We start from the raw sequence: 18,815 nt of genomic DNA on the forward strand, positions 1-18,815 counted from the left end.
CGATTTTACGGGGCGGGATCCTGAACGCGGACGCGCAGGCGGAAATTGACGTCGTCGGTCAGCGCCCAGCGCCAGCTCTCGACGCCGTAGTTGGTGCGCAGCACGCGGCCCTGGGCGAACACCTCGCACTCGCGCGCGGGCTGCGCGCAGGCGCTGGGCGCGACCTGGAACGCCTCGCGCCGGCTCACTCCGTGCATCGTCAGCGTGCCGTACAGGCGGCCGCCGCTGGCCAGCAGTTCGGCCGGGTAGGGTTCGGAGCGGAATTCGACCCACGGGTGGTGCTCGGCATCGAGGAAGTCCGCGCCGCGGGCGAAACGGGTGTAGCGGCGCGAGCCCTCGACCACGACCGCGGCGGTGGCCAGGCGCATGCGCACTTCATGGCGGCCGTCGGGCAGCACCACCACCTCGCCTTCATAGCGCGGGAAGTGCCCGGTGATGGTCTGGCCCCAGCGCGTCTGCAGTTCGAAGTCGATGCGGCTGCGCGCGGGGTCCAGCGCCTGCGCCGCCGCCACGCCGGGCCATGCCGCGCACAGCGCGGCCAGGACCAGCGGGGGCAGGGCGCGCAGCACTTCAGTCCCGGATCAGGGCCACCAGAAGGCGCTCAGTTGCGCCGCGCCCGGCTCGAGCGCCGCGCCGACCGGCAGCGTGAGCACGGCGATGCCCGCGGGCGGCATGCCGCGGTAGTCGCCCGACTGGCCGCTGTGCAGCAGCGCGGCCAGCTGTTCGAAGCCGGGATTGTGGCCGACCATCAGCAGCCGCTCGGACTGCGCATGGCTGTCGGCCAATGCGATCAGCGCGCCGGGCGTGGCCTCGTAGATCGAGGGCTCGATGCGCTGGTCGACGTAACCGATCTTGCCGAGCACCGCTTCCAGCGTTTCGCGCGACCGCCGCGCCGGCGAGCACAGCACGCAGTCAGGCGTGAGCCGGTTGTCCGCGAGCCAGCGGCCGGCCGCCTCGGCTTCGGCGAGGCCCTCCGCGGACAGCGGGCGATCCAGGTCGGCCTGGCCGGGAGCGGCCGGTTCGGCGTGGGCGTGGCGGAGCAGGATCAGTTCGCGCATGGGCGGGCCGGTCTCATGGTGGGCTGCGGGATTCGATGCGGTCCGCGGGGATCGCGCGTTATTTCTTCAACCACTTGAGCAGGGGCTGCCAGTCGGCCTGGTGCTCGCGCACCTGCGCCGAGTGGTAGTCGAACAGGCTCTTGCCCAGCGCGGTGGTGACCACGTAGCCCTGGCTGTCGCGCAGTTGCGCCACCAGCGGGTAGGGCCATTGCCGGAGCAGGTCGAGCGCCTGCTGCGAGACGTTGGTCCACGGCTTGAGCTTGTTGCCGACCAGGGCCACGCGCAGGGTGCCCTTGCGCACGCGCGGGTGCTGCGCCAGCGAATCCAGGAACGGCACCGTGGCCTCGATATCGAAGGTCGAGGGCACCACCGGCACCACCACCGCGTCGACGGTTTCCAGGAACGGGTCGAGCTCGTCCGCCATCGCGCCGGCGGCGCCGTCGACGATCACGCGCTGGCTGTCGTCGGGCACCTGCTTGCGCCAGTTCTTGCGGCGGGTGCCGTCGACGGCGAGGACGGCACTGTCCAGGCCCGCACGCTTCTGCGCCCAACGGGTCGCGGAAGCCTGCGGATCGGCGTCGACGAGGGTCGTGCGCAGGCCATCGAGGGCCGCCTGCGCGGCGAGGTGGGTGGCGATCGTGGTCTTGCCCGCGCCCCCCTTGGAACTGGCCACCAGAACGGTCTTCATCAAACCCCCAATTGGCGCAATGAGCCCGCAGCGTACAACGGCCGCCCGGGGATGGTCATCCGCGCCGCCGTCGCGGTGCGGCGGCGGTCAGGCCAGCAGCGGCAGGTCCACCACCAGCGCCACGCGGCCGTCGGCTTCGGCCTCCACGCGCATCTGCCCGTCGTGCTCGCGCGCGATCGCCGCCGCCAGCGGCAGCTGCAGGCCCAGGCCCTGGCCCAGTGCGGCCGGCAGCGGGCCGTCGAGCAGGCGCACCGGATCGGCGAGGACGTCGGCCGTGCAGGCCAGGCGCCGGTGCAGGCGGGCGCAGCGGTCGACGCGCTCCAGGAACAGCGGCGCCGGTAGCAGTTCCTCCGGCGACAGGCGCAGCTCGCGCAGGATGCGCAGCAACTGCAGCAGGCGGCGGTCGTCGCCGAACACCGGCAGGGTCGCCAGCTCGGGATCGAACTGCAGCGCCGCCGCATCGCCGCGGGCGATGCCCAGGGCCGCGAGCACCATCAGGTCGACCTGCGAGCGGCGCGCGAGCAGGCGTCCGCGTTCGGCGCGCAGGCAGTCGGCGAGTTCGTCGATCATGCCGGCCAGCCGCACGCCTTGCCGCTCGATCAGTTCGAGCATGCGGCTGCGGTCCTCGTCGTTGATGTCGCCGCTGCGCAGCAGGTACACCGCCGTCTGCAGCGGCGACAGCGGGTCGCGCAGGTCGTGGGCGACACGCTGGAACCATTCGGGATGGGTCATTCGACCTCCGTGTGGCGGTCGCTGCGTCCCGACGGGTTGGCACAAAGCTGCTTCACTGCTTCCATATCCGGTGGCTTGACCAGATGTTGGTCGAAACCCGCATCAAGGGAGCGTCGACGGTCCTCCGCCTGGCCCCAGCCGGTCACCGCCACCAGCCGCAGGGCACTGCCGCCTGACTGCGCGCGCAGGCTGCGCGCGACATCGAAGCCGCTGCGCCCGGGCATGCCCAGGTCGAGGAACACCAAGTCAGGTTGCAGCCGCTGAACCACGGCTTCCACCGTGCGCGGATCGTAGATCGCCTCGGCGCGGTGGCCCAGCATGCGCACCATCGTCGCCAGGGTGTCGGCCGCGTCCTGGTTGTCGTCGACCACCAGCACGCCCAGCACCTTTTCCGGCCGCTCGCGGACCGCGGGCGCGGGCGCGGGCATTTCCGCCGGTGCGGCGCCGGCGCACGGCAGGACCACGGTGAAGGTCGAACCGGTGCCGGGCCCGTCGCTGTGCACCGTGACTTCGCCGCCGTGCATCTGCGCCAGCTGCTGCACCAGGGTCAGGCCGATGCCGAGGCCCCCGTGCGAGCGCTCCACGCGCGTGTCGAGCTGGCGGAACAGGTCGAACACGCTGTCCTGGTCGGCGCGGCTCAGGCCGATGCCGTGGTCGATCACGTGCACGGCCACTTCGCAGGCGTCCGCCGGGCCGTTGCGCGCCGGCCGCAGTTCCGCGCGCATCTCGATCGGGGTGCCGGGCTCGGAGTACTTCGCCGCGTTGTTGAGCAGGTTGGCGAAGATCTGCGCCAGCCGCACCGGGTCGGCATCCAGCACCACGTCCGCCTCCGGCAGCGCCAGCGTCAGCTCGTGCGCCCAGCGGTTGAACAACGGCTGCGCGGTGTCGATCGCGGTGCGCAGGACGCGCTGCAGCGAGGTGGGCGCGCGCCGCAGCAGCATCTTGCCGCGGGTGATGCGGGCGACGTCGAGCAGGTCGTCGAGCATGCGCACCAGCAGCCCGAGCTGGCGCTCCATCAGGTCCTGCAGTTCGTCATCGCTGCCGGCCAAGGCCAGGCGCCGGATCCCCAGCGCGTTCTGCAGCGGCGCCAGCGGGTTGCGCAGCTCGTGCGCGAGGGTGGCGAGGAATTCGTCCTTGCGCGTGTCGGCTTCGCGCAGGCGCTGCTCGGCGCGGGCGCGCTGGGCGATCTCGCCCTGCAGCGCGGCGTTGCGGGTGGCGAGCGCGGCGTTGGCCTCGCGCAGGGTGTCGTTGAGGAGTTCGAGTTCGCGCGCCTTTTCCTGGCGCAGCGCGTCGTTGGCCGCCGCGAGCTGGCGGTTGACCCGTTCCAGTTCGCGCCGCTTGCGGTACAGCTCGGCGAGCACCTCGACCTTGTTGCGCAGGATCTCCGGGATGATCGGCACCATCACGTAGTCGAACGCGCCCAGCGTGTAGCCGCGCAGGCGGTCGAGGTCGGTGACGTTGACCGCGGTGACGAAGATGATCGGCGTCTTCTCGAAGCGCGGATGCTGGTGGATCAGCGATGCGGTCTCGAAGCCGTCCATGCCCGGCATGTTGACGTCGAGCAGGATCACCGCGAACTCCTCCTCCATCAGCCGCTTGAGCGCGTCGGTGCCGGAACTGGCATCGACCAGGCGCTCGCCCAGGGGCTCAAGGATGGCGCGATAGGTCAGCAGCCGGCCCGGCTGGTCGTCGACCAGCAGCACGTTGACCGGATCGTGCGCGCCGGACCGGCCCGGCGGGCTGCCCGCGTCGAGGCTCAGCGGTGCAGCCATTGCCGCAGCATTCCCAGCAACTGGTCGGTGACGACCGGTTTGGCGAGGTAATCGGACGCGCCGGCCTCCAGGCATTTCTCGCGGTCGCCCTTCATCGCCTTGGCGGTGAGCGCGACGATCGGCAGCGAGCGCGACTCGGGCTGCTCGCGAATCGCGCGCATCGTGTCGTAGCCGTCCATGCCCGGCATCATGATGTCCATCAGCACCAGGTCGATGTCGGGATCGTTGGCGACCTTCTCGATCGCCTCCTGCCCGGTGCCGGCGGTGATCACGTCCATGCCGTGGCGCTCGAGCACGCTGGACAGGGCGAAGATGTTGCGCACGTCGTCGTCCACCACCAGCACGCGCTTGGACCGGATCGCATCATCGGTCTCGTGCAGGCGCTGCACCATCTGCTGCTTGTGCGGCGGCAGGTCGGCGATCACGCGGTGCAGGAACAGCGCGGTCTCGTCGAGCAGGCGTTCGGGCGATTCCACGCCCTTGATGACGATGCTGCGCGCGGCCTTCTTCAGCCGCTGGTGTTCCTCGGTGGTCAGCTCCTTGCCGGTGAACACCACGATCGGCAGGTCCTCCAGCTGCGGGATCTCCCGCACCTGGTCGAGCAGTTCGAAGCCGCTCATGTCGGGCAGGCGCAGGTCGAGCACCGCGCAGTCGTAGTTGCCGCTGCGCAGCGCCTCCAGCGCCTCCGCGCCGGTGCCGACGGTATCGATGCTGACGTCGTCGTGGCGGATCAGCTCCTCGATCCCCAGGCGCTCGCCGGCGTCGTCCTCGATCACCAGCAGGCGCTTCACCCGCGGCAGGGTGTAGTCCTTGATCCGCTGCAGGGCGTGGCCGATCGACTCGGTGGTCGCCGGCTTGGCCAGGTAGGCGAACGCGCCGCGCTCGATGCTCTGGTGGCGCTCCTCTTCGATGGTCACGATCTGCACCGGGATGTGGCGCGTCGAGGAGTCCTGCTTGAGCCGCGCCAGCACCGTCCAGCCGAGCATGTCGGGCAGGAAGATGTCGAGCGAGATCGCGGTCGGCTTGTACTCGCGCACGAGCCGCAGCGCCTCGCTGCCGCGGTTGGCGACGATCACGCGGAAGCCCTGCGAGCGCGCCAGGTCGCGCAGCACCGCGGCGTAGCGCGGGTCGTCCTCGACCACCAGCAGCGTGCGCTCCCCGGCCTGCACGATGTCGCGGTCATCGTCGATCTGCTCGGGCTCGGCCAGCATGCCGGTGCCTTCGTTGGCCAGCGCGGCCGCCGGCAGGATGCTCGCCGCGCGCGCGGCGTGCGGCGCGTCTGGACCGACGTAGCGCAGCGGCAGGTACAGGGTGAACACGCTGCCCTTGCCGACCTCGCTGTGCAGGCGCAGCTCGCCGCCGAGCAGGCCGGCGATCTCGCGCGAGATCGCCAGGCCCAGGCCGGTGCCGCCGTACTTGCGCGAGGTGCCCGCGTCGGCCTGCTGGAACGCCTCGAACACGATTTTCTGTTTTTCCGGGGAAATGCCGATGCCGGTGTCGAGCACTTCGAACGCGACCACCGTCGGCGCGTGGTCGAGCACCGAATGCCCGCTGGTCCAGCCCGATGCCGCCGGACCCACGCGCAGGCGCACGCTGCCGTGCTCGGTGAACTTCAGCGCGTTCGACAGCAGGTTCTTGAGGATCTGCTGCAGGCGCTTGGGGTCGGTGGTGAGCGCATGGCCCAGCCCCGGGGCGATGTCGACGCCGAAGTCCAGGCTGCGGCGTTCGGCCTCGTGGTGGAAGCTGCGCAGCATGTTCTCGCGCAGGTGCTCGAAGGCGATCTCCTCGCTCTCCACCGTAACCGTGCCGGATTCGATCTTGGACAGGTCGAGGATGTCGCTGATCAGGTGCAGCAGGTCGGTGCCGGCGGCATGGATGGTCTTGGCGAACTCGACCTGGCGGCCGGTGAGGTTGGCGTCCGGGTTCTCCGCCAGCTGCTGGCCGAGGATCAGGATCGAGTTCAGCGGCGTGCGCAGCTCGTGCGACATGTTGGCGAGGAACTCGGACTTGTAGCGCGAGGTCAGCGCGAGCTCGGCCGCCTTGTCCTCCAGCGCGCGGCGCGCGTGCTCGATCTGCAGGTTCTTGCTTTCGACCTCGCGGTTCTGCTCCGCCAGCAGCGTGGCCTTGAGCGCGATCTCCTCGTTGGTCTGCTGCAGCTCCTTCTGCTGCGACTGCAGTTCGGCGGCCAGCTGCTGCGACTGCGACAGCAGCGTCTCGGTGCGCATCGAGGCGTTGATGGTGTTGAGCACGATGCCGATCAGGCCGGTCAGCTGCTGCAGGAAGTCGCGCTGGCTGGGCGAGAACTCGCCCAGCGACGCCAGCTCCAGCACCGCCTTGACCTGGTCCTCGAACAACACCGGCAGCACGATCACGTTGCGCGGGATCGCGCTGAACAGCCCGGACGAGATCTCCACCGAGCCGGTCGGGACGTTGTCGAGCAGGATCACCTCGCCCTGCGCCGCGCACTGGCCGATCAGGCCCTGGCCGAAGTGCAGCGTGCGCTCGTCGTCGCTGCCGCTGTCGGCGTAGCCGGCGAGCTGGCGCAGCACCGGCCGCACCCCGCTCTCGTCGTCGACCACGTACATCACGCCCTGCTGCGCGTTGACCAGCGGCGCCAGCTCGGACAGCAGCATGTGCCCGAGCGTGATCAGGTCGCGCTGGCCCTGCATCATGCTGCTGAACTTGGCGAGGTTGGTCTTCAGCCAGTCCTGCTCGCGGTTCGACTCGGTGGTCGCGCGCAGGGTGCCGATCATCGCGTTGATGTTGTCCTTGAGGTCGGCGACCTCGCCGCGCACGTCCACCTGGATCGAGCGGGTCAGGTCGCCCTGGGTCACCGCGGTCGCCACTTCCGCGATCGCGCGCACCTGGTTGGTGAGGTTGGCGGCGAGCTGGTTGACGTTGGCGGTGAGGTCCTTCCAGATGCCGGCGGTGCCCGGCACCTTGGCCTGGCCGCCCAGGCGGCCTTCCACGCCCACTTCGCGCGCCACCGAGGTCACCTGGTCGGCGAAGATCGCCAGGGTGTTGGTCATCGCGTTGATGGTGTCGGCGAGTTCGGCGACCTCGCCCTTGGCTTCCACCGTCAGCTTCTGGTGCAGGTCGCCGTTGGCGACCGCGGTCACCACCTTGGCGATGCCGCGCACCTGGGTGGTGAGGTTGGACGCCATCTGGTTGACCGAGTCGGTCAGGTCCTTCCAGGTACCGGCCACGCCGGACACCTGCGCCTGGCCGCCGAGCTTGCCTTCGGTGCCGACCTCGCGCGCCACGCGCGTGACTTCCGCGGCGAAGCCGTTGAGCTGGTCCACCATCGTGTTGAGGGTGTCCTTCAGCTGCAGGATCTCGCCCTGCGCATCGACCGCGATCTTGCGCGACAGGTCGCCCTTGGCCACCGAGGTCGCGACTTCCGCGATGTTGCGCACCTGGGTGGTGAGGTTGGACGCCATCGAGTTGACGTTGTCGGTGAGGTCCTTCCAGGTGCCGGCCACGCCGGGCACCTGCGCCTGGCCGCCGAGCTTGCCCTCGGCGCCGACCTCGCGCGCCACGCGGGTGACCTCCGCGGCGAACGAATTGAGCTGGTCGACCATCGTGTTGATGGTCTCCTTCAGCTGCAGGATCTCGCCCTTCACGTCCACCGCGATCTTGCGCGACAAGTCGCCCTTGGCCACCGCGGTGGTGACCTCGGCGATGTTGCGCACCTGCGCGGTAAGGTTGGACGCCATCGAGTTAACGTTGTCGGTGAGGTCCTTCCAGGTGCCGGCCACGCCGGGCACCTGCGCCTGGCCACCGAGCTTGCCTTCGGTACCGACCTCGCGCGCCACGCGGGTCACTTCCGCGGCGAAGCCGTTGAGCTGGTCCACCATCGTGTTGACGGTGTTCTTCAGCTCGAGGATCTCGCCGCGCACGTCCACGGTGATCTTGCGCGAGAGGTCGCCGCGCGCCACCGCGGTGGTTACCTCGGCGATGTTGCGCACCTGCGAGGTGAGGTTGGACGCCATCGCGTTGACCGAGTCGGTCAGGTCCTTCCAGGTGCCGGCGATGCCCGGCACCACCGCCTGGCCGCCGAGGCGGCCCTCGGTGCCGACCTCGCGCGCCACGCGGGTCACTTCCGCGGCGAAGCCGTTGAGCTGGTCCACCATCGTGTTGATGGTGTCCTTGAGTTCGAGGATCTCGCCGCGCACGTCCACGGTGATCTTGCGCGAGAGGTCGCCCTTGGCCACCGCGGTGGTGACCTCGGCGATGTTGCGCACCTGCGAGGTCAGGTTCGACGCCATCGAGTTGACGTGGTCGGTGAGGTCCTTCCAGGTGCCGGCGACGTCGGGCACCTGGGCCTGGCCGCCGAGCTTGCCTTCGGTACCGACTTCGCGCGCCACGCGGGTCACTTCCGCGGCGAAGCCGTTGAGCTGGTCCACCATCGTGTTGACGGTGTTCTTGACCTCGAGGATCTCGCCGCGCACGTCCACGGTGATCTTGCGCGAGAGGTCGCCCTTGGCGACCGCGGTAGTGACCTCGGCGATGTTGCGCACCTGCGAGGTCAGGTTGGACGCCATCGCGTTGACCGAGTCGGTCAGGTCCTTCCACGTGCCGGCCACGCCGGGCACGATCGCCTGGCCGCCGAGCTTGCCTTCGGTACCCACTTCGCGCGCGACGCGCGTCACTTCCGAGGCGAAGCCGCGCAGCTGGTCCACCATCGTGTTGATGGCCTCCTTCAGCTGCAGGATCTCGCCGCGCACGTCCACGGTGATCTTGCGCGAGAGGTCGCCGTTGGCCACCGCGATGGTCACTTCGGAAATGTTGCGGACCTGGCCGGTGAGGTTGGACGCCATCTGGTTGACCGAGTCGGTCAGGTCCTTCCACACGCCCGACACGCCCTTGACCTTGGCCTGGCCGCCGAGCTTGCCGGCGGTGCCGACTTCGAGCGCGACGCGCGTGACCTCCGAGGAGAACTCGCCCATCTGCTCGATCATGCGGTTGACGATCGTCGCCGAACGCAGGAATTCGCCCTGCAGCGGGCGACCGTCGGCTTCCAGCGGCACGGTGCGGGTGAGATCGCCCTTGGCCACGCCGGCCATCGCCTCGGTCATGGTCTCGACCGGACGCACCAGGTCGTCGATCAGGTCGTTGACCGAGTTCTCCATGCCCGCCCAGGCGCCCTGGCGGTTGGCGGGCGTCAGGCGTTGCCGGGTCTGGCCCTCGCGCCCGACCTTGACGCCTACGCGCTGCAGGTCCTCGGCGAGGCGCCGGTTGTGGATGACGATCGAATTGAAGGCCTCGGCCAGCTTGCCCTCGACCCCGGGCCAGTGCACCGGCAGCGAGACCGAGAAGTCACCCGCCGTCACGGCCTGCATCGCCGCCAGCAGGGCCAGCAGCGGATCGCGTGCGTCGTCCGCGTCGCGCGAACGCGCGCGTCGTTTGAGTTCCGTAGCCACGTGTCGCCCCCCGTCGGTCCGCCGCCGTGGAGCACGGTTGCCGCGGTGGACCGGTCAGATCAAGAAGTTGAGAACCTGTGAAAACCTAGACGGTGCGCCGTGATGGCTTCCTTCACGCCACGGACACGGCCGCTTGGGGAGATCGCTGCCCGCCGGCGACACGCGTGCGTGATCGGTCGTGCAGACCGAACGCGCGGGTCACCCGCTCCACTGCGCCCACAACGGCAGGGTCAGCAGCGACAGCAGTACCCCGTACCCGACCATCGCCGCGGCCAGCCGTGGCGCGAGGTTGTGCGCGATCGCCAGCGCGCCGGCGGTGACCATCGAGGGCATCGCCGACTCCAGCACCGTGGTGCGCGCCATCTCGCCCTGCAGCCGCAGCAGCGGCACCAGCACGGTGGCCAGCGCCGGCATCAGCGCCAGCTTCAGCAGCAGGCCGGCCGCCAGCGGCTTGAGCTCCTCGCGCGGCAGGGTCAGGCGCACCGACAGACCGATGGTCAGCATCGCCAATGGCAGCAGTGCGTCGGACAGGCGCTGCAGGCCACCGGCGATCCAAGCGGGCGGCGCCACGGGCATCACAGTGAAGCCGAGCAGCAGCGCCCACAGCGGCGGGAACCTCAGGATCCGCAGCAGCATCTCGCGCGCGCCAGGGCGATGCTCACCGCCGTAACGCGCCAGCACCCACAGGCCGAACGTGGACAGGATCAGGAACGCGCCGAACTGGTCGTACACCACCGCGTACGGCAGCGCGTGTTCGCCGATCAGCGCGCGGGTGAGCGGATAGCCGAGGAAGCTGGTGTTGCCCAGCGCCACCGTGAGCAGCAGCACCGCGCGTTCCTCGTCGCGCAGCCGCAGTCCGCGCGCCAGCGCGGCCACGGCGGCGATCGTCGCCAGCAACAGCAGCCACGGCACCGCGGCCACGCCGAGCAGCGCCGGCTCCAGGTGCAGGCGCGGCGCATAACGCAGCACCGCCGCCGGCAGGCACACGTACAGCACGACCAGGTTGAGCGTCTGCGCGGCGTTGGCGGGCAGCACGCGCAGGCGCTGGAAGGCATAGCCCAGCACCAGCATCGCCAGCACCAGGGCGAAGGCATCGAAGGCCATCGGCATCGATCGAAAGGAGGAACGGCATGGTCGCGGCTGCCGCCGTCGCGCTCAAGCGCGCCGCGCGTCACACCGGCCGCTCGCCACGATAGGCACAGGCATGGCCGCTCAGGCCAGGGGTTGCCAGCCGCGCCCGGACACGTAGCGGAACCCCTGCTCGGCCGCGGGTGCGAAGCGCGCGGCACGCGCCTGCCAGCGCCACGTCACCAGGTGCATGTCGGTGACGCCGATGCGGATGACGTTGAAGGCGTTGGCCTCGCCGCGCTCGCGGGTCGAGGTGGCGGTACCGGCCTGCGCCACCAGCGCGGCGTAACCGTCGATGCGGTAGCGCTGCGCGGTATTGCCGGCGTGGCTATGGTGCAGATGGCCCGACAGGAACAGGTCGACCCCGCAGCCGGAGAAGGCGGCCATCGCCATCGTCGCGCGCCCGACCAGGTCGCTCTCGTCGCCACCGGCGGGGAGGTCGAACGGATGGTGGGTGACGACGATCCGGGTCACGCGTTCGGGCAGGTCGCGGAAACGGCGCGCGACCTCCGCGACCTGCGCATGGTTGATGCGTCCGCCCTTGAAGGTGAGCGAGCGCGCGGTGTTGAGGCCGACGACCGCGATCTCCTCGTCCTGGAAGGACGGAAATTCCTCGGCGCTGATGTAGCGCCGGAACCGCTTCAACGGCGCCAGGAAGCGGCGCAGCACGTCGTACAGCGGCACGTCGTGGTTGCCCGGCACCACGATCTGCGGTTGCGGCAGCCGGCGCAGGTAGGCGGCGGCATGCTTGAACTGTTCCCGGCGCGCGCGCTGGGTGAGGTCGCCCGAGATCGCGAGCACGTCCGGCCGCGCCTGCGCGATCGCCTGCGCCAGCGGTTCCAGCAGCGCGGGATCGACGCGGCCGAAGTGCAGGTCGGAGATGTGCACCAGGGTGCGCATCAGCCCGCCTCCGCGGCACGCGCGTCGCGCGGCACGCACACCCGCAGCGCGCGCGGGCGCACCCGGAAGCGCAGCGGCGTGGTCAAGTCGGCGACTTCGCCGTCGCGCGCCACCGGCACCTGCTCGCGCGCCGCGGCCACGACCAGTTCGCTGGCGCGCTGCGCGGTCAGGTCGCGTTCGCCGGACACCGCGCCGAAGAGTGCGCGCAGTCCGAGCCACAGCAGGCCCCAACGGTTCTTCGGCCGCAGCACGTACACCGACAGCGCGCCTTCGTCGAGACGCTTGCGCTGGCCCAGCGCGGGACCGCTCAGGGTGTAGTCGTTGTTGCCGACGAACAGGAACGGGGTGCGACGGTGCTGGGCGTCGCCGTCGGCGCTGACCGCGACGTCGAAGCTGGCCGGATCGCGCAGCGCCACCCAGGTGGCGCGCGCCATCGCCGGCCACTTGCCCAGGCCGAGCAGCCGGCGCGTGCGTTCGCGCTGCACGACCATGCTCGCGTACAGGCCGATGCTGGCGTTGTTGAGGAAGACGCGGCCGTTGACCTCGCCGACGTCGACCGTCGCGACGTGGCCGTCGGCGATCACCCGCACCGCCGCGTCCAGATCCAGCGGGATGCCGAGGTCGCGGGCGAAGTGGTTGAGCGTGCCCAGCGGCAGCACGCCCAGGCGCGCGTGCGGGTGGTCCACCAGGCGCGCCGCCACCGTGTTGACGGTGCCGTCGCCGCCGCCGGCGACCACGCACGACGGATCGCGGGCGAGGACGGCGTCGAGCACCGCGTCGAGGTCGTCGTCCGCGTCGAGCGCGTGCACGTCGGCGCTCAGGCCCACGCGCGCGCAGGCCGCGCGCACCGCGTCGGCGTCCGGCGAGTCATCGTCGCCGGCGCGGGCGTTGAGGATCACGGCGATGGGCTGGTTCACGGCACCTCGAGCGGCGCCTGTCATCAGGCGGCCGCCATCCTAGGCCGTGGCCGTGCATGCCCCGTGCACGGCCCGCGGGGGCGCAGAGCCGGCGGCGTCAGTAGCCGGCCGCCTGCCCGTCCTTGCGTGATTCGCTGGCGCCGATGTAACCGCCGTTGGGATTGACCATGATCGCCTGGTAGCCGCCGTAGGGGCCGTCGGCGAAACGCACGCTGTGGCCCTTGCGCATCAGCGCGCGCACGGTCTCGTAGGGGAAGCCGGATTCCAGGTCGAGTTCGCCGCCGTCGCTCATCGCCGTGGCCTGGCCGGCGGGTTCAGTCGAGCCATCGTGCTGGATCCGCGGCGCGTCGCCGGCTTCCTGCAGGTTCATGCCGAAATCGATCAGGTTCATCAGGATCTGCGCGTGGCCCTGCGGCTGCATCGCGCCGCCCATCACCCCGAACGACAGCCACGGCTTGCCGTCCCGGGTCACGAACGCCGGGATGATGGTGTGGAACGGCCGCTTGCCCGGCGCGAACGAATTGGGATGGCCGGGCTTGAGCACGAACTGCTCGCCGCGGTCCTGGAAGATGAAGCCCAGCCCTGGCGGCGCCATGCCGCTGCCCATGCCGCGGTAGTTGGACTGGATCAGCGAGACCATCATGCCGTCGGCGTCGGCGACGGTCATGTAGATGGTGTCGCCTTCGTTGAGCTGCGGGATCACGCCGGGCTCGGCGGCTTTCATCGCCTTGTCCATCGCGATCAGCTTGCCGCGTTCGCGCGCATAGTCCTTCGACAGCAGCTTGGCCACCGGGGTCCGGTAGAAGTCGGGATCGGCGTACGACGCGGCGCGGTCGGCGAAGGCGAGCTTCTTGGCTTCGGTGAACAGGTGCACGTGCTCGGGGCTGCCGAAGCCGTACTTCTTCAGGTCGTGCGGTTCGAGCAGGTTGAGGATCTGCAGCGCGGCGATGCCCTGCCCGTTCGGCGGCAGTTCCCACACGTCGTAGCCGCGGTAATTGGTGCTGACCGGCTCGACCCATTCGCCATGGTGCGCGGCGAGGTCCTCGTAGGAGAGGAAACCGCCGTTGGCCTTGAAGTACGCGTCGATCGTGCGCGCGATCGCGCCCTTGTAGAACGCGTCGCGGCCGCCGCTGGCGATCTGCTCGAGCGTGCGGGCGAGGTTCGGGTTCTTCCACATCTCGCCGGTGCGCGGGCCGCGCCGCGTGCCCGGCGAGTCGCCGGCGACGGTGAACTGTTCGCTGAAGCCGGGCCACTTCGACAGCGCCGGCACGCTGCGGCCCCAGTAGTAGGCGATCACCTCGTGCACCGGATGGCCTTCGCGCGCGTAGCGAATCGCCGGCGCGAGGTCGTCGCGCATCGGCTTGCGGCCGAAGCGCTGGTGCAGCGCGAACCACGCGTCGACGGTGCCCGGCACCGTCACCGGCAGCGGCCCGTGCGAGGGCACTTCGGTCAGGCCGCGCTTCTGGAATTCGGCCAGGGTCAGCGATTTCGGCGAGCGCCCCGAACCGTTGTAGCCGTACAGCTGCTTCGTCTTCGGATCCCACACTATCGCGAACAGGTCGCCGCCGACGCCATTGCCGGTGGGCTCCATCAGGCCGAGCGCGGCGTTGGCGGCGATGGCCGCGTCGACCGCGCTGCCGCCGGACTTCATCACGTCGAGTGCGATCTGCGTGGCCAGCGGATGCGAGGTCGCGGCGATCGCGTGCGGCGCGTAGACCTCGCTGCGGGTGGCGAACGGCTTGCCGGTGATGCGGTCGGCGCACATGGCGGTGAGGGGCAGGGTCAGGAAGAAGCCAAGCAGCAAGGCACGCATGGACGCAGCTCCGGATCGGACTGCCGCATCCTAGCGGCGTCCCCGTCCGCGCGGCGTGCCGGATGAGGTGGAAAGCGCAGCGGGCCGTGGATCCCCACGCACCGCGGGCGCGCCATCGTGGCGGGGAGCGCCAGCGCCGCGGTTGCGACACGTGGCCGCATGGTCAGCGCAGTCCCGCCAGTTGCGCGCGCAGCGCCGGGGTCGCCGGCAGCCAGCCGGGCGGCGCCGGCCAGCGCCCCTGCGCCTCCAGCAGCGCGATCAAGGTCGGCACTTCGCCCTGCTCCAGCACCAGCCGCATGTAGCCAGGCGGCATGAGGTTGGCGCCCTGCTCCTGCAGCCAGTGCAGGTTGCGCAACCGTTCGCTCCAGTGCGCGCGCTCCGCGGGCGTCTGCGCCCACGCCAGCATGCGCGTGGTGCCGATGAGTCGCGACACCAGATCGTCGCCATCGGCCAGGCGCGCGAACACGGCGCGGCATGCGGGCAGGCGCGCGGCCGCGATCGAGCCGCGTGCCGGGCACAACGGTGTCCTGGTGCCCGCCGCCAAGGGCAGCGTCAGCGCGACGGCGCACGCAGTCACCGCCACGGCGCCATCGACCGCCAGCGGCTGGCGCGATCCCAGCGCCGTCCCCAACAACTCCGGGACGGCCTCGCAGGAGGGCACACGCAGCGGCGTCAGCCGTTCGATCACCAGCATGCCGAGCGCGCCGTAATGCCAGTCCAGCCGCGGCGCGGCCGCCGCGCGTTGCAGCAGGGCGGCCTGCGCCTGCTGGTCGCGCGGATCGGACTGCTCCAGGGCCAGCAGCCACGCGGCCATGTTGTCCGGCTCCAGGCGCAGCACCCGGTCGATGGCCGCGCGCTGGTCGCACTGGTCTTGCGCATGGCAGCGCGCGGCGTACAGCCAGGCGATCTGCACATCGTCCGGTGCGCGTTGCGCGGCGACGGCCAGGCGCGCGAGTTGCTGCTGCGTGCGTTGGCGAAGCCCGCCGGCCTCACCCGGTTCGAACGGCTGCAGCAGCGCGGCCACTGCCTGCGCGCGTTCGTCGTCGCTCCGCGCCAGCGCGGCGACGCGCGCCCGGGTCGCCGCGTCGAGGTCGCGCTGGCATCGCTGCACGCGCGGGTCACGCGCGGCCCACGCCTGTCCGTCGGCGGCGTGGTCCGCCGCTGTCGCGCTGCGGGTCGCACGCGCGGCGGCGCGGGCGCGCGGCGAGAGGGGCTTCGCTCCAGCAGCGGGGATGCTGTGGGCCCTGGTGGCCGACGCAGCCGGCGCGGCGCGCCTGTCCACGCCCGCCATCGCTACCCAGAGCAACAGGATGCCGCTGGCCGCCAATGCGATCCGTCGCAGGACAGGGCTCATGTTCGGCGCAACCGCAGTTCGGAAAGTGGCAGCAGCATAGCCGCCAAGGCCACGTGCGAGCGCGCTCGCCGACGCGTCACGCGTTGGCGTAACGCTCGGCCACGAACAGCTTGAGCCGTTCCGCCGCCGTTTCCACATGGGCGGCGTGCGGCAGGATCTGCTGCCACGCGCCCGCGTGGCCAGCGGCCTCGAGTGCGGCGGCGGCGGCGGCGAGCTCGATCGCGCCGACCAGGCGCGCGGCGCCGTGGATCTTGTGCGCCTGGCGGGTGAGCGCGGCGAGGTCGCCATCGGCGCGCGCGCGCGCGAGGAGGCCGAGGTCCAGCGCGGTGGTCTCGAGGAAGTCCTGCAGCACCACGCCGGCTTCCTGCCCGTCGCCGCCGCTGAGTTCGTCCAGAGCGGCGTGGTCCAGCAGCGGCGGCGCCTTGTCCAGTTGCGGAAAACCGCCGGACGCGAGGGCGGCATGCGCGTTCGCGCCCGGCGTGGCCACCGGTTCGTCCGCAGTGGCGGCGACGGCCGTGTGCGGCAACCAGCGCTGCAGCATCGCCGCCAGCACGGCGACCCCCACCGGCTTGGCCAGGTAGTCGTCCATGCCGGCGGCCAGGCAGCGCTCGGCCTCGCCCTTCAGCGCCGAAGCGGTGAGCGCGATGACCGGCGTGCGCGGCAGGCCGCGCTGCCGCTCCTCGGCGCGGATGCGGGCGGCGAGCGTGTAACCGTCCAGCTGCGGCATGTGGATGTCCGACAGCACCAGCGCGTAGCGGCCGCTGCGCCAGCGCGCCAGGGCCTGCATGCCGTCTTCGGCGGCTTCGCTGGCGTAGCCGGCGAGCGCGAGCTGGCGCGCGATCACCATGCGGTTGGTTGGATGGTCGTCGACCAACAGCACCAGGCTGCGCTCGCGCACCGCGGCTTCGGTGTCCGGCAGCGGACGCGGACGGAACGCCGGCTGCCGCACCACGTCCGTGCTCTCCGCCGGCAGCTCGCTCGCCGCGGCGCGCGGCAGGGTGATCGCCAGGCGCATGGTCGTGCCGACCTGCGGCACCGAATCCATGGTCACCCGTCCACCCATCAGTTCGGCCAGGCGCACGCAGATCGCCAGGCCCAGGCCGGTGCCGCCGTAGCGGCGCGTGGTATCGCCTTCGGCTTGGGCGAACGGCTGGAACAGGCGCTGCTGCGCCTCCGCGCTGATGCCGATGCCGGTGTCGGTGATGCGGAAGCTGAGCAGGTCCGCGCCCAGCGGCCGCGCCGGATCGGGCGCCGCGCTGCCGCGCCATTCCAGCGCGACCTCGACCCCGCCCTTGGCGGTGAACTTGATCGCGTTGGAGAGGAAGTTGCCGACGATCTGCCGCAGCCGCAGCGCGTCCGCGCAGTGCGCGGGACCGATGCGTTCGTCGATCTCGCAGGTGAGCGACAGGCCCTTGCTCGACGCCGCGCCGCTGTAGTTGGCCACGGTGCTGCGCACCACCGCAGCGAGATCGACCACGCTCGGCGCGATCTCCAGGCGCCCGGCCTCGATCTTCGAGAAGTCGAGGATGTCGCCGATGATCTGCAGCAGCGCCTGCGAGCTCTGCTGGATCACGTTGAGCGCATGGCGCTGGTCGTGGTCGAGCCGGGAGTGGGCGAGGACCTCGATCATGCCGGTGACGCCGATCATCGGCGTGCGGATCTCGTGGCTCATCGCGGCGAGGAACGAGGACTTGGCGCGATTGGCTTCCTGCGCGCGCGCCTCGCTGGCGCGCAAGTCGGCTTCCAGCTCCTTGATCCGGGTGAGGTCGACGGCGACGCCGAGCAGGCCGTTGCCGCCGTGCCGTTCGTCCGGCAGCAGGGCGAGCGCCAGCAGCGCCGGCACCAGGTGGCCATCGCGATGCAGCATCATGGTTTCGCTGGGCGGCAGGCCCAGTTCCGCGGCCGCCAGCAGCACGCGCCAGTCGGCGGCGACCGGCTTGCCGGTGCGCTGGCTGAGCGCCTGCGCCAGCGACTCGTAGGTGCTGGGCGGCACCAGCGACGGCGCGAAATCGCCGACCCGGTCGAGCATCGGCGCGTCCTTGCCGATGAAGTCCTCGGCGCGGTAGCCGAACAGGCGTTCGGCGCCGGGATTGAACAGGAAGTAGCGCCCCTGGCTGTCGATCGCGGCGATCGCGGTCGGCGCGGACTCCATCAGCGAACGCTGGAGCGCTTCGCGCCGCACCAGCTCGGCGTTGGCGCGCTCGTTGCGCGCGAGCTGTTCGGTCAGCTCGGTCTCGAAGCCGAGCACGTCGCGGCGCATTTCCAGGAACGCGTCGGTGACCATGCCCAGCTCGCCGGTGTCGGGCAGGTAGCGGGGCATCGCGGTGTAGTCGTGCTTGCGCATGCGCCGGGCGAGGAAGGTCAGGCTCTCCACGCCGCGGTAGGCGTTGCGCAGCACCTTGCGCCCGATCAGCGCGACCACCAGCAGCGCCGCCAGCGACAGGCCGATGCGCAACGCGCTCACGCGCCGGTTGTCGCGCAGGTTCGCGCGCACGACCGCATCCGCCTTCACCGTCGCCAGGTCCGAGAGCAGCTTCAGCCGCAGCGTGACCGGATCGATCGCCGGGTACAGGCGGGTGTCGGCGAACCGGCCGAGGGCGCGGATGTCCTTGCGTTGCAGGATCGTGCGCAGCTCCGCCATCGCCGCGTCGGCGGCGACGCGTTCCTGCTCGGCGGCGCGGTAATGGGTCGCCTCCTCGGGCGTGTGCGGCAGGCGTGCGATCGCCGCCCAGCTGCGGTCGGCGCGCGTGCGCGCGGCGTCCAGCGTCGCCAGCGCCTCGTCCCAGGTGATCAGGTAGTTGCGCGTGCGGAAGGTGGTGTCGACCACGTCCAGGCCGTAGGCGTCGGACACCGACTTGATCTCGCGCAGGGACAGCAAGGCGTCGCCGCGCAGGGACAGCAGCGATTGCCGCGCGCGGTACTGCGCGATTTCGTCCACCACCAGCACGGTCGCGCCGGTCAGCAGGAACAGGCCGAACAGGAGCCAGAGCTGGTGGCGGATTCCGAGCTTCATGGCGGCGGCTTCATGGC

At 70.9% G+C, this 18,815-nt stretch carries 12 protein-coding genes; all 12 read right to left on the minus strand.

Annotated features, from left to right (window positions below; genetic code table 11):
- Window positions 1–5: 5 nt before the first annotated feature.
- Window positions 6–569 carry a YceI family protein gene (locus BP05_RS11080; protein ID WP_496363375.1) on the minus strand — a complete coding sequence of 188 codons (564 nt, stop codon included), beginning with the start codon at window positions 567–569 and terminating at the stop codon, window positions 6–8.
- Between the two features lie 12 nt (window positions 570–581).
- A complete protein-coding gene (locus BP05_RS11085; RefSeq protein ID WP_496363377.1) occupies window positions 582–1,058 on the minus strand; it encodes a SixA phosphatase family protein in 477 nt (158 codons plus the stop codon).
- 58 nt (window positions 1,059–1,116) lie between these two features.
- Entirely contained in the window at window positions 1,117–1,746 is a 630-nt protein-coding gene (locus tag BP05_RS11090; RefSeq protein WP_496363379.1) for a nucleotide-binding protein, read from the minus strand.
- Window positions 1,747–1,833: 87 nt separating this feature from the next.
- Window positions 1,834–2,478 carry a histidine kinase dimerization/phospho-acceptor domain-containing protein gene (locus BP05_RS11095; RefSeq protein WP_496363381.1) on the minus strand — a complete coding sequence of 215 codons (645 nt, stop codon included), beginning with the start codon at window positions 2,476–2,478 and terminating at the stop codon, window positions 1,834–1,836.
- Window positions 2,475–4,250: a response regulator gene (locus tag BP05_RS11100; protein WP_496363383.1), complete on the minus strand. Its 1,776-nt coding sequence runs from the start codon at window positions 4,248–4,250 to the stop codon at window positions 2,475–2,477. The genes BP05_RS11095 and BP05_RS11100 overlap by 4 nt, the downstream gene beginning before the upstream one ends.
- The gene (locus BP05_RS11105) at window positions 4,235–9,673 is read right to left on the minus strand and encodes a HAMP domain-containing protein (RefSeq protein WP_496363385.1); all 5,439 of its coding nucleotides are present in this window, start codon (window positions 9,671–9,673) and stop codon (window positions 4,235–4,237) included. The genes BP05_RS11100 and BP05_RS11105 overlap by 16 nt, the downstream gene beginning before the upstream one ends.
- Window positions 9,674–9,871: 198 nt before the next feature.
- Window positions 9,872–10,777: an AEC family transporter gene (locus BP05_RS11110; protein WP_496363387.1), complete on the minus strand. Its 906-nt coding sequence runs from the start codon at window positions 10,775–10,777 to the stop codon at window positions 9,872–9,874.
- Window positions 10,778–10,885: 108 nt separating this feature from the next.
- Complete coding sequence (locus tag BP05_RS11115) at window positions 10,886–11,701, minus strand: metallophosphoesterase family protein (protein WP_496363389.1); 816 nt, start codon at window positions 11,699–11,701, stop codon at window positions 10,886–10,888.
- Window positions 11,701–12,618 carry a diacylglycerol/lipid kinase family protein gene (locus BP05_RS11120; RefSeq protein WP_496363391.1) on the minus strand — a complete coding sequence of 306 codons (918 nt, stop codon included), beginning with the start codon at window positions 12,616–12,618 and terminating at the stop codon, window positions 11,701–11,703. The genes BP05_RS11115 and BP05_RS11120 overlap by 1 nt, the downstream gene beginning before the upstream one ends.
- Window positions 12,619–12,715: 97 nt before the next feature.
- Window positions 12,716–14,431 carry a gamma-glutamyltransferase gene (gene ggt, locus BP05_RS11125; protein WP_496363393.1) on the minus strand — a complete coding sequence of 572 codons (1,716 nt, stop codon included), beginning with the start codon at window positions 14,429–14,431 and terminating at the stop codon, window positions 12,716–12,718.
- Between the two features lie 163 nt (window positions 14,432–14,594).
- Window positions 14,595–15,785, minus strand: a complete 1,191-nt coding sequence (locus BP05_RS11130; RefSeq protein ID WP_496363395.1) for a hypothetical protein — start codon at window positions 15,783–15,785, stop codon at window positions 14,595–14,597.
- A gap of 76 nt (window positions 15,786–15,861) precedes the next feature.
- Complete coding sequence (locus BP05_RS11135; protein ID WP_496363397.1) at window positions 15,862–18,798, minus strand: ATP-binding protein; 2,937 nt, start codon at window positions 18,796–18,798, stop codon at window positions 15,862–15,864.
- Window positions 18,799–18,815 lie beyond the last annotated feature (17 nt).

Source organism: Lysobacter oryzae DSM 21044 (assembly GCF_059568595.1).